Here is a 12,691-nt window from a genome sequence, read left to right as displayed (position 1 = left end):
CCCTTCCCACGAGGAGAATCAGATGACGACGGTGAATTCCATGAACACCGCGACGTCACCGACGTCCCCCGCCTTCAAACGACGCTTCATGATCAGACTCGTCGGCGTGCTGCTCGGCGGAATGTTCCTCGACGGATACATCCTCGGCATTGTAGGACCGGTGACCGCAACGGTCAGCGACGACCTCGGATTGTCAACGCTCGAGATCGGCCTCGTCGCCGCAGCGTCCTTGATCGGCATCTTCGTCGGCGCACCACTGGCCGGCTGGGCGACCGACAGGTTCGGACGCAAGCCGATGTTCCTGGCAGACATCGGACTGTTCGTCATCGCCTCCGGACTCCAGATATTCGTGGGAAGCACGAATCTGTTGCTCACCGCCGCAGCGCAGCTCTTCATCGTCCGCTTCCTGATGGGCATGGCCATCGGCGGCGAGTACTCCATCGGGTGGCCGTTGATGTCCGAATTCTCCCCGCCCCGACTGCGTGGACGGCTGATCGGCCTTACCTTGATCGCGTGGTACGCAGGTTTCATGGTCGCCTATGCGGTCGGATTCTTGCTCATCGAATACACCGACCTGAGCTGGCGCCTCATCTTGGGTAGCAGTGCCGTCATCGCCCTGGTGATCTTCTTCGCCCGTCTCGGCCTTCCCGAATCACCGCGATGGCTCTGGAACCAGGGACGCAAGGACGAAGCCCGCGCTGTTGCCCTCAAGTACATGATGGAATCCGCCGAACTGGACGATATCCAACGCGAGCAGGTCAAGAAGGGCAGCTTCAAGCAGCTGTTCAACAACGCAAACTGGCGGGCGACGCTCTTCACCTCCGGATTCTGGTTCTGTGCGGTCACTCCCTACTTCGCAATCGCTACTTTCGCCGACGACATCCTCCATAATTACGGACTCAGCGGCGGACTTGCCGGGGGAGTCGGGTTGTCTGCCCTCGCATTGCTCGGAGTCGTAGTAGCTGTTCTTCTGATCGATCGGGTCGGTCGCCGAGCGCTCACCGTTCCGCCGCAGTGGCTGTGCACCGTGGTGCTTGCCATCATCGCGATCTGGGCGGGTGCACCGGCGGTCATCGTGCTGGGCCTGTTCCTCGTCTTCTCGTTCTTCAACGCGATGTACACGACCCTGACCGGTATCTACCCGGCCGAGATCTTCCCCACCGAGATCCGCGGTATCGGAACCGGGTTTGCGACCTCGGCGAGCAGGATCGGCGCCGCACTGGGCACCTTCCTGCTGCCCTGGTCGATCACCCATCTGGGTTCGTCGGTGTCGATGGTGATCGCCGCGGTCATCGCAGGGCTGGGCGCGGCACTGTCACAGTGGCTCGCTCCGGAAACCAAGGGACAAAGCTTGTGTGACACGGCCGGCGAGGTCACGCACTAGAACCTCGAACCCGGCGATGACCGCAGATGCGGTACGCCAATGGGCGAAGACCCTACAGCCCGCTCCGCGGTCATCGCCAAGGAGGAGCGTCCATACCAGCAGAGTGACGGTGTCCCCATGCGCACCTCGGCGATCTCCAGGATCCCAGTGCGGCGGCGGCCCAATCCATGGCCTGGGAGACCTTGCCCGAGACGAGACGAGACGAGCCAGGCCGAAGTTATCTTCGGTTCAACGAACTTCGCCGCAGGAACAGTGGGCAATTTCCACCGAGCACACGCCCCGGACGCAGCCTATCTGCCGGTATCGAGGACGGAGAACCCCGACCACGAACACCGAGTGCTTCGGCAGCGGTGACCTCACCCTCGATTCATCGTGGAGCGTCTCCACGACCGCATCTACGTCATCTACGAAAGGCTTCTCTGTGAGAGCTCTGATCGCTCCCTACACATTCCCTGGGTTGCTCAGCGCAGTGCACATCGCCGAGCATCTCGCGTCCGGGCTGTCCACCGTAGGAATCGCCACTCGCCTGCTTCCACTCACCGCCGGGAGAGAAGGCAGTATCGACGCCGCGGTCTCCGCCGGATTCACCCCACACCCGGTTACTGTGGCGGGAGAAACCGGACTGCCGCACTACAGTCGGATCGCCCTGCATGAGTACACCGTCGTAATCGACCTCGCGACCATCTGCGGACGAGCCACCTTGCCCGGCGGCCGCAGGATGCCACTGGATGCGTCGAGCCTCGGCCTCGGCCAGGCCATCGGACACGCCCTACGTCACGACCCGGACCGACTGGTGCTCACGCTGGGCGGCAGTGCCGGCGTCGACGGAGGCATGGGCATGCTCGCGGCGTTGGGCTTCACCTTCCATGATGTCGACGGCCGCCAGCTCCGAGCCTGCGGGCGCACCTTGTCGCGGATCCACACGGTCGACTGCTCCCGGACAGTGAACCTAGAGGGCATCGAGATCGTGGTCACCAGCGACGTCACCAGCCCACTGCTCGGCCCTACCGGTGCAACAGCGGTGTACGGACCGCACACAGGTGCCACCGACGCCGATGCCCGTCTTCTCGACGCCGGCCTCGACAACCTCGTCGAAGCATTCGTCCGCAGCGGCTACCCTCACGCCCGGGACATCGCGAACGCCCCGGGCGCGGGTAGCGCCGGTGGTATCGGCTTCGCAACGATGCTGCTCGGCGCCCGCATGGTCTCCGGCGCCCAGTACTTCCTCGACCTCTTCGACTTCGACGGAGCTCTCACCGATGTCGATCTTGTCGTCACCGCCGGCGTCAGCGTGGACGAGCAGGCCGGGCACGGCAGACTGTTTTCTGTACTCGCCGAACGAGCACGCCCCCTTCCTGTCATCGCAGTGGTCGAACGAGCGCGTCTTCCTCGACCTCACGGGGACAGCTCAGGTTTCGACCACATCTACGCACTGTGCGATTACACCCAACGAGGTATCAACACCGATCCCCGCCTGACAGGTGAGTCGCTCCGTCGTATCGGGCGCGACATCGGCATCACGGCAATCACATCGAATACGAGATCTCTCCTTCCGACTGGCAGCCTCGCCGGGTCTACCGGTATCTGAACCCTCACTGCTGATTCGAGAGAGCAACCGCGGATCCCACAACCACCCCCAAGGTGGTCGAGCGATACTCCGGCGCCCCTGTGAGATCGCTGCTGGCCCGCTCCGATATCTGGGAATGACAACTACGCGCCCGGTGCCGTGGCACGGACGGCTCACTGTTCTATCCCCCGACAACATCCGCGGACCCGCCCGCGCGCGGCTCGAAAAGCTTGCGAAAGACGTCTGTCGCCGATGTCCTGTGCTGGCGGCCTGCCGAGATCACGCGCTGTGTACTCGCGAACTGCACGGAATCTGGGGCGGGATGACCGCCAGAGAGCGTGCCCTCTGGTGCTGCGACACAGCGTCGTGACTAGCGCATCCCGCCGCCTCGTGTCCGCGTGATATCCCCAGCACCCATGCGGGCCGGTACCTCGGCAGTCGAGCGCGTCGCTGCCGTCCGTACTGCGACTCCTTCTGGAGGAACTTCCATGACTGTCACCGAGCACCGATCATCCGAGCTCACTTCCCGACTACCCGCCGGCCCCGGCGCCCTACTGTCCCCGCGGCGGGCGAAGATCGTCTGCACCCTCGGACCGGCGGTCGCCACCGACGGCAAGGTGCGTGCCCTGGTCGAGGCCGGGATGGACATCGCCCGGTTGAACTTCAGCCACGGCGACCACACGGACCACCAGGCCAACTACGACCGGGTCCGGTCGGCAGCGGCTGCTACCAGTCGATCTGTCGGGATCCTCGCCGATTTACAGGGACCGAAGATCCGCCTCGGCCGCTTCGCCGCCGGCGCCACCGTCTGGGCCACCGGCGACACCGTACGCATCACCGTCGAGAACTGCCCCGGTGACCACGACCGGGTCTCGACCACCTACGCCCACCTGGCCGCCGACGCCCGCCCGGGAGATTGTCTGCTCGTCGACGACGGCAAACTCGCCCTGACCGTCACCACCGTCGACGGTCCGGATGTGGTCTGCACCGTCGTCGAGGGCGGGCCGGTATCGAACAACAAGGGCCTGTCCCTGCCCGGCATGGACATCTCTGTCCCCGCATTGTCGGACAAGGACATCGACGACCTCGAATTCGCTCTGCGGCTCGGGGTGGATCTGGTCGCCCTGTCCTTCGTGCGTTCGGCCGCCGACATCGACCGCGTCCACGAGGTGATGGACCGCGTCGGACGGCGCGTCCCGGTGATCGCGAAGATCGAAAAACCCGAGGCCGTGGACAATCTCGAGGAGATCGTGCTGGCCTTCGACGCGCTCATGGTCGCCCGCGGTGACCTCGGCGTCGAGGTCCCCCTCGAACAGGTCCCGCTGGTTCAGAAGCGGGCCGTGCAGCTCGCGAGGGAGAACACCCGCCCGGTCATCGTCGCCACTCAGATGCTCGAGTCGATGATCCAGAACTCCCGTCCTACCCGTGCCGAGGCCTCCGATGTCGCGAACGCGGTCCTCGACGGCGCGGATGCGGTCATGCTCTCCGGCGAAACCTCCGTCGGGAAGTACCCGCTCGAGACCGTCGGGACCATGGCCCGCATCCTCGCCGCCGTCGAACAGAACTCGACCGCCGTACCTGCTTTGACCCACGTGCCCCGCACCAAGGGTGGAGTGCTGTCCTTCGCCGCCCGCGACATCGGCGAACGCCTTAATGCCAAGGCTCTTGTCGCGTTCACCCAGTCCGGGGACACCGTCCGCCGCCTCGCCCGTCTGCACACGCCGCTGCCGCTGTTGGCCTTCACACCGCTACCTGAGGTTCGTAACCAGCTGGCACTGACCTGGGGCACCGAAGGCTTTCTCGTTGATCCGGTGCACAACACCGACGACATTATCCGCCAGGTCGACACCGCGCTCCTGCAACTCGATCGCTATCGGCACGGTGACCTGGTCGTCATCGTCGCAGGGTCCCCGCCGAACAAGACCGGATCGACGAACTTTGTTCATGTCCACCGCATCGGCATCGAGCACTAGACGCTTGTTGGTGAGAGGCGCTGGCGTAGCGATCGGAGTCCTGGCACGGTCACCGAGTCGCTGAAGGTGCGAGATCGGCTGCCACAGCCGCACCTCCTGTTCGGTGTGGTCGAGTCAAACAACAAAGCGGAGGAACTCCGTTCGTCGATACGGCACACCGCGGACCTTGCCCTTGAGGGCAAGTCACACACCTGTAGATGACGCGTGCACCCACGACGACGATCGACATCGATTTCATCCACCGTACGTGGGCTCCCGGCAGGCCAGGAGGTTGATGCCGTCCTCGAGCGTCGAGGGAGGTTCTTCTTGGTCTCAGCCGACTACGTCGATGCGTCAAGAGCACCGAGCGGCTTGTGGACACGGCGCTGCATCGCCCAGTGTCGCGCGAACACCGAACTGTGTCGACGTACCGAGGTTGCTGACGTGAAGGACTTTTGCCGGTCACTCTCACACACATGCTCCGGTTCGCCGAGATGTCACCCGACCCGGACGCCCTTAGCCAATGACCCGTCGGCGAAGTACCGGCGCGGATTCGAACCCACATAGCAAATCTCGAAAAACTTGTTCACACTCGAGTTCTCATGAGCGACGGGGACGTTGCCAGCGCTAGTTGGAGGACCGGCCCGTCGGCGCATCATCGACATGCTTCGCGAGCCCGCGCAATGCACAGGATCAAGGGGAGTGAACGAGGCGGCGAGGAACATCGACCGCAGCATTTGTCTGTACGCAAGTACATTTGCGGCAAGGCGAACGAGTTGCGCAACAAGACACGGCAGAAACTCGAGGACGTCAAGGTTGAAATCAACAGCGAAGTAATGCCCGTGCGTTCCGCTGTCAAATAGTCTGCCACGCACGGTAGCTGGCGCGAAACACGCTCGCAGCCAATGCTGCAACGTCATTCCCATCAGTACGACGACGCACTCACGACAGAGTGGACGAGCAGTGCACAAGCCACCGACCAGCTGCAAGCCATTCACACCTACAGCCGTCCCGGCACGATCGCCGACGGTGATCTGCACGATGTCACCGAGCTCGCCGCGAACGGTGCGATGCAGAACGAGACCGGCCGCCAGCGGGACGTGCCGACAATGGCGGCCAGGGCGTTGCGTCGACCCTGTCAGCTCCGTCTGACGAGCCTGCGGGTGTTTCACCGCGTCCGCTGTTCCCCGCGCCCGAGAGCCGGAGCCGGTCAACGTCGGTATCTCCGTCGGCCCGGCAACAACTACGAGCCGGTGCTGACGATCACGGCCCCGCAGAGCTCCGACGTGGTTGTTCTTATTCCTTCATCCTCCGTCCCGGAACGGACCGTTCCGGGACGGGGCGTCACGAGAACAGACGGAGAGCGACCCCGGTAGCCGCCCGGCGCCGTCTTGCCGCGATCCGCCTGCGTCGACTCGGCACGGGTCACCAAGGTCGAGTTGCAGGCAGGGATCCGTCTTCGGATGCTGTCGATGCCGGCGGAGCCGGGTTTGTGCTCGGAGGACAAAAGTGTGGCGAAAGCTGAGCCCAGCGGGACATTTCGCTGCAGGTCGGACGGTCGTAGTGTCTTGGGTCACAACCTCGAGAAAAGGTGACCCAAGGTATGACGGACATCGACTACTTCGTATGGGATCTCGCGGCAGAACGCGGCGACGCACAGTGCCTGCGCGACGACCACAGCAGTTTCACGTACCGCCGGTTCGCGGATCGGGTCGACGCGTTCGCAGCGCAACTGCACGACCGCGGGCTCGCGGCCGGCGAGGTACTGGCGGTGATGCTTCCCAACCGAGTCGAGTTGCTTATCGCACTGATGGCGGCCTGGCGGATCGGCGCGATCGCCACCCCGATCAACCCGGACTTCACCGAAACCGAAGCCGACTACCAGATCGAGGATTCGGGCGCCGTTCTCGTTCTGAACGAAGGGGTCGGCGCGCCGTCCGCCGGCCGACCCACCATCGCGGTCGACGACATGGCCACGGAGCTTTCCTCCGTCCGATTCGAGCACCTTCGGCCGAGCGCGGACGATATCGCACTGTTGATCTACACCTCGGGGTCGACGGGACGTCCCAAGGGCGTTCAGCTCACCCACAGCAATCTGAACTACATGGCGTCCGCGTTTCGCGAGCATCTCGCCGTCACCGCCGACGACCACTGCCTGTTGATTCTTCCGCTCTTTCACGTCAATGCGATAGCGGTCAGCTTCCTCACCCCGATGGTGGCCGGAGCGCAGCTCACCATCACTGGCAAGTTCTCACCCGGCCGATTCTTCGAGGACGTCGCGCGTTTGCAGCCGACCTACTTCTCGGCTGTGCCCACTATCTACGCGCTCCTCGCTTCACAGCCGGATGACGTGGGCGTCGACACCTCGTCGCTGAGATTCGGAATATGCGGGGCTGCACCGATTTCGAAGGAACTCCTCGACAGGGTAGAGGAGAAGTTCGGGCTCGTCATCGTGGAAGGGTATGGCCTGACCGAGGGCACATGCGCGTCGGCGTGCAACCCGATCGACGGGCCACGCAAACTCGGCACCGTCGGCCCGGCACTGCCGGGGCAGAAGATCGCGATCGTAGGACCCGAGGGTGACCCGCTACCGACTGGCTCAACCGGCGAAGTGATCATCCAGGGCCCCAACGTGATGCGTGGATATCTGAACCGTCCGGAAGACACCCGACGAACAATCGTCGACGGCTGGTTGCACACCGGCGACGTCGGACGCCTCGACGAGGACGGCTATCTCACACTTGTGGACCGGATCAAGGACATGATCATCCGCGGCGGCGAGAATCTGTACCCCAAGGAAATCGAGATCGCACTGGCCACTCATCCCGCTGTTCTCGAATGCGCCGTGATCGGTGCTCACCACGAGGTCTACGGTGAAGTGCCTGTCGCGTACGTCGTCTCGTACCCCAGTTACGAAGTCACCGAAGCCGAACTGCTCGAACATTCCGCCGGGCTGCTGACGCGGGTGAAGGTCCCCGCCGAAATCCACCTGGTCGCGGATCTGCCGCGAAATCCGGTCGGCAAGATCGACAAACCGGGGCTGCGCCGGGCTCATCACCGCGCATTCGCACTCTGATACCACACTCCATCCACTCGGTCGTCGATCCGACGCACCCGAGGTGATGGCCTCTATAAGCCAACGAACCCAGGAGCTCGCCATGGGATTCAAGACCGGAAATCCTCCCGCCATCGACCCCGACACCTTCCTCGACCGACCGCTACTCGACCGACTTCGTGTGACGGCGACACATTGGGTGGACTACGGATTCGGCACACCGAAGATGGTGCACACCATCTATATCTTCAAGTTGCTGTTTCTCTACCTCGGGGCAGGAACCGCAGTCGCCACTCTCACCTCGGGACTGAGCTGGCTCGACGTCATGTCTTGGTGGAACCAGCCGATCGTCTACCAGAAACTCGTCCTGTGGACGGTCCTGCTCGAGACGCTCGGCATGGCCGGCTCGTGGGGTCCTCTCGCAGGGCACTTCAAGCCGATGACGGGCGGGTTCCGGTACTGGCTCAAGCCCGAGACCATTCGGCTCCCACCATGGCCCGGCAAAGTTCCGGGCACCAAGGGTGACTCCCGAACAGTGTTCGATGTGGCTGTCTACGCCGCAATCCTCATGAACCTGGTCCTCGCCGTCACTCTTCCGGGTGTGCCCAGCGCCTCGCTCGATGCCGTGGTTGCGGAGAACAGTGGACTGGTCCGCCCGTGGCTCATGCTGCCGCTGATCGCACTGCTCGTGATCATCGGTCTGCGCGACAAGGTGATCTTCCTGGCTTCTCGGGGCGAACAGTATCTTCCCGCGATGGTGTTTTTCGCATTCCTGCCGTTCGTCGACATGATCGTGGCCGCGAAGCTGCTGATCGTCATCGTGTGGATCGGTGCCGGGGTGTCGAAGTTCGGCCGCAATTTCGCATTCGTGATCCCCCCATGATCAGCAACACCCCTTGGCTGTGGTCGAAGACGATCAAGCGTCTGCATTATCGGAGCTTCCCGAACGATCTGCGTCCGTCGCCGGTCGCCAGCAGTGTCGGGCATGTCCTCGGCACACTCGTCGAGATCGCGGCACCGCTGGTTCTGTTGTTCTCGACCAACCGCACCGTGACCTTGTGCGCGGTCGTATTGATGGTCGCGTTCCACCTGTTCATCGCGTCGACCTTCCCGCTGGCGGTGCCGCTTGAATGGAACCTTCTGTTCGCGTATCTGTCGGTCTTCCTGTTCTGGGGCTACCCCAACGAGGCCGGCTTCGGGATCGGTGATATGTCGTCGCCGTGGCTGACGATCGGAATCGTTGCCGCGCTGTGCTTCTTCCCGGTCCTCGGCAATCTGCGTCCGGACCTCGTCTCGTTCCTGCCGTCGATGCGGCAGTACTCGGGTAACTGGGCGACCGGCGTGTGGGCACTCGCGCCCGGCGCCGAGGAGAAACTCGAGAAGCACATTGTCCGCCCCGCGGCGAACACCCGCACCCAGCTATTGTCGATGTACACCCCGCAAGAAGCCGACATCGTGATGCATCAGCTCCTCGGCTTCCGCGCGATGCACAGCCACGGACGCGGCTTGTTCTCGCTGATGCTGCGTAAACTCGGAGACGACATCAACCGGTACACGCTGCGCGAAGCCGAATTCGCCTGCAACTCGATCGTTGCATTCAACTTCGGTGACGGGCACTTCCACAACAAGGGACTGATCGATGCAATCCAACGGCGATGCAACTTCGGTCCCGGCGAGTTCCTCGTCACCTGGGTCGAATCGCAGCCGATCCACAAAGCAACGCAGGAGTACCAGGTGATCGACGCAGCGCTCGGGGTCGTCGAACGAGGAACGTTCAAGGTCGCGGACGCTATCGACGAACAGCCGTGGCTGCCCAACGGTCCGATCCCTGTCAACGTGACCTGGACGATCGACGTGGACGTCGACCGCGCCATGACCGATCCGGGAAATCTCACCGAACCCAAGATGCGCGACCGCGCCACCGCCGAGCGCAAGGAGACCCGTCGATGAGCACCGCGGTCGTGGTCGGCAGCGGACCCAACGGACTTGCTGCCGCCGTCCACCTCGCACAGAACGGCGTGGACGTTCAGGTTCTCGAGGCCGCCGACGAAATCGGCGGGGGCACCCGGTCGGGCGAACTGACCGTGCCCGGCCTGATCCACGACCACTGCTCGGCCTTCCATCCGATGGGAGCCGGATCCCCCTATCTGCAGACTCTCGACCTCGAGCGTTACGGTTTGCAGTGGCGGTGGCCCGAAATCGACTGTGCGCACCCTCTCGACGGAACCGACGCAGCGCTGTTGCACCGTTCCTTGGAGGACACCGCCGAGGGTCTCGGCGGGGATGGTCCGCGCTGGCGCCGGATGTTCTCCGACCTTGCGACGGGGTTCGACGATGTGGCCGCCGATCTGATGCGGCCGGTGCTCAACATCCCCCGCCATCCGTGGCGCCTGGCAGCGTTCGGTCCGCGTGCGCTGGTGCCTGCCACCGTCGCGGCACGCTGGTTCCGGACGAGGCAGGGGCGCGCGCTGTTCGGTGGTGTCGCCGCGCACGCCTACCACCGACTGGACCGGCCCGCGTCGTCTGCAGTGGGCCTGATGATCACTGCTGCCGGCCACCGCTATGGCTGGCCGGTGGCGGAGGGTGGTTCGGCGGCGATCGCCCGGGCGCTCGCGGCGACGCTCGCCGAACACGGAGGTAAAGTGCACACCGGTGTACATGTGCGCAGCTTCGCGGACATTCCGGCCGCCGACGTGGTTCTACTGGATGTCGCCCCCGGGGCGGCCTTGGAGATTCTCGGTCCGGCGCTCCCGAACCGGATCGCGAAGGCGTACAGAAAGTTCCGGCACGCCCCGGGTGCGTTCAAAGTAGACTTCGCGATCGACGGGCCGATTCCGTGGTCCGACCCGGCGTGCGCCCGCGCGGGTACCGTCCATCTGGGTGGCGACTTCGACGAAATCGAGCGGGCAGAACGCGAAGTGACTGAGGGGCGGCTGCCGAAGCGCCCGTTCGTCCTACTGGGTCAGCAGTACGTCGCAGACCCCACCCGCTCTGCCGGGTCGATGAATCCGGTGTACGCGTACGCCCATGTGCCGGCAGGTTTCTCTGGCGACGCAACCGATGTGATCATCGCGCAGATCGAACGGTTCGCTCCTGGTTTCCGTGACCGTATCGTCGCACAGGTGACCAGTGCCCCGGCCGATCTCGCCCGAGACAACCCCAATCAGGTAGGCGGTGACATCATCGGCGGTGCCAACGCCGACCTACAAGTGGTGTTCCGCCCGCGTATTGCTCGCGACCCGTACAGCACCGGTGTCGACGGTGTGTATCTGTGCTCGGCGTCGACGCCTCCCGGTGCGGGTGCACACGGTATGTGCGGATACAATGCGGCCGAATCGGCCTTGAGGCGCCTGCGGCGGACGGGAAAGAGACTGCGGTGACGATGCCCCCTGGCGGCGAGCCGAGTGCGTTCCCGCTTCCGAACTCCGCCGTTGCTCCGGACGTGCTGGCGACTACGGCCGCGATCGCGCACCGGCTCGAAGCTCGGTCGGCAGAGCTGGTTCAGGGAATGACGTCGATGCTGTCCTCGGGGATCGATCGGCTCGACGACGATCCGCAACTTGTCGATCTGCTCGGTGCGAGCGTTCAAAGCAATTTCCTGACCATTGTCCACATGCTGGCGAACAACATCCCGGTCGATCATCTTCAACCGACAACTGCGGCAGTGGAATACGCCCTTCGCCTTGCTCAGCGTGACGTCTCCTCGCACTCGCTGGTACGGGCGTACCACATGGGTCAGGACTACCTGCTCACGGTCTGCTACAGCGAGATCGAGGCCAGTAACCTGCCCCCGGCGCAGGTCATGGCAACACTCAAGCACATCTCGGATGTCCTGTACCGCTATATCGACTGGATAACACTCTACGTTTTCAGCGCGTACGAACGCGAAAGGCGGCGGTGGATCGGTGCTCGTGGCAATGTCCACTCGTCGACGATCCACGGCGCGCTTGCCGGGAACAGTACGGAGACAGGCGAGTTCGAATCGGAAACCGGGTATCGTCTCGACCGGTACCACGTGGCGATCATCGCTTGGTCGGCTCCGGACAGCGTGAGCATGCTCACTCGTCTCGACCGCTATGTGCGGGATATCGCGCGCCATCTCGGAACGGAATCAGCGCCCATTCTCACTGCCATCGACCGGGCCACAGTCTGGGGATGGTTACCGTTCGCCCGCAGGCCTTCACATGTCGACACGACAACTTTGGCCGCTTCAGTGCCCGGTGGGGCGGATTTCCGAGCCGTCCTGGGGCTCCCGGCCACGGGCATCGAGGGCTTTCGGCGGTCTCACGAGCAAGCGCGGGCAGCCCAGTCCGTTGCTAACCTCGCCGCCACACCCGCGCGCCCGATCATCGGTTTCGGTGATGCGGGTGTCGCAGTGACCTCTTTTCTCGCCGCAAATCTGGACTCGAGCCGCGCTTGGGTCCAGGAGATACTGGGCCCGCTCGCCGAGAACACGGCGCAGGCCTCGGACCTGCGCGCAACGTTGAGTACTTATCTCGAGACCGGCGGGAGTCCTCTCCACACTGCACAGCAGCTGAACCTGCACCGCAATACCGTCAAATACCGGATCGCCAAGACGCTCGGCGATCCGGCTACGGGATTGTCGAACCACAGCAAACTCGACCTGGCGCTTGCATTGCGTGCGTGCGAGTACCTCGGGCCGTCGATACTTCACAGAGATTAAGCATACGCAGATTGCGTCGACGCACCGGACCCACGAGGCCGGGCCTTCG

General features: G+C 63.8%; 7 protein-coding genes and 1 pseudogene. All 8 read left to right on the top strand.

Annotated features, from left to right (window positions below; all coding sequences use genetic code 11):
- Nucleotides 1-22 precede the first annotated feature (22 nt).
- The 8 genes and pseudogenes from ACNJ7K_RS10860 to ACNJ7K_RS10825 all read left to right on the top strand — a co-directional run bounded on the left by ACNJ7K_RS10860 (nt 23) and on the right by ACNJ7K_RS10825 (nt 12,642).
- Nucleotides 23-1,384, top strand: coding sequence for an MFS transporter (locus tag ACNJ7K_RS10860; RefSeq protein ID WP_487041676.1), 1,362 nt, complete (start codon nt 23-25; stop codon nt 1,382-1,384).
- Between the two features lie 421 nt (nt 1,385-1,805).
- The gene (locus tag ACNJ7K_RS10855; RefSeq protein WP_487041675.1) at nt 1,806-2,972 is read left to right on the top strand and encodes a glycerate kinase; all 1,167 of its coding nucleotides are present in this window, start codon (nt 1,806-1,808) and stop codon (nt 2,970-2,972) included.
- 115 nt (nt 2,973-3,087) lie between these two features.
- Nucleotides 3,088-3,321 carry a WhiB family transcriptional regulator gene (locus tag ACNJ7K_RS10850; protein WP_487041674.1) on the top strand — a complete coding sequence of 78 codons (234 nt, stop codon included), beginning with the start codon at nt 3,088-3,090 and terminating at the stop codon, nt 3,319-3,321.
- 118 nt (nt 3,322-3,439) lie between these two features.
- Nucleotides 3,440-4,924 carry a pyruvate kinase gene (gene pyk, locus ACNJ7K_RS10845; RefSeq protein WP_487041673.1) on the top strand — a complete coding sequence of 495 codons (1,485 nt, stop codon included), beginning with the start codon at nt 3,440-3,442 and terminating at the stop codon, nt 4,922-4,924.
- Between the two features lie 1,582 nt (nt 4,925-6,506).
- On the top strand, nt 6,507-7,979 hold the full coding sequence (locus ACNJ7K_RS10840; RefSeq protein ID WP_487041672.1) for a class I adenylate-forming enzyme family protein: 1,473 nt from the start codon (nt 6,507-6,509) through the stop codon (nt 7,977-7,979).
- An 82-nt stretch (nt 7,980-8,061) separates the two neighbouring features.
- Nucleotides 8,062-9,908: pseudogene (locus ACNJ7K_RS10835) on the top strand (DUF3556 domain-containing protein).
- Nucleotides 9,905-11,338: a phytoene desaturase family protein gene (locus ACNJ7K_RS10830; RefSeq protein WP_487041671.1), complete on the top strand. Its 1,434-nt coding sequence runs from the start codon at nt 9,905-9,907 to the stop codon at nt 11,336-11,338. Before ACNJ7K_RS10835 ends, ACNJ7K_RS10830 begins: the two are co-directional and overlap by 4 nt.
- Before the next feature lie 2 nt (nt 11,339-11,340).
- Nucleotides 11,341-12,642 (top strand): PucR family transcriptional regulator, encoded by a 1,302-nt coding sequence (locus tag ACNJ7K_RS10825; protein ID WP_487041707.1) that lies wholly within the window; start codon nt 11,341-11,343, stop codon nt 12,640-12,642.
- The last annotated feature ends 49 nt before the right edge of the window (nt 12,643-12,691 follow it).

Source organism: Rhodococcus shunpengi, assembly GCF_048381395.1.
In the GTDB taxonomy this organism is placed as follows: Bacteria; Actinomycetota; Actinomycetes; order Mycobacteriales; family Mycobacteriaceae; genus Rhodococcus.
Note: the sequence above shows the minus strand (reverse complement) of the source record. Positions and strands in the feature narration are given on the sequence as shown.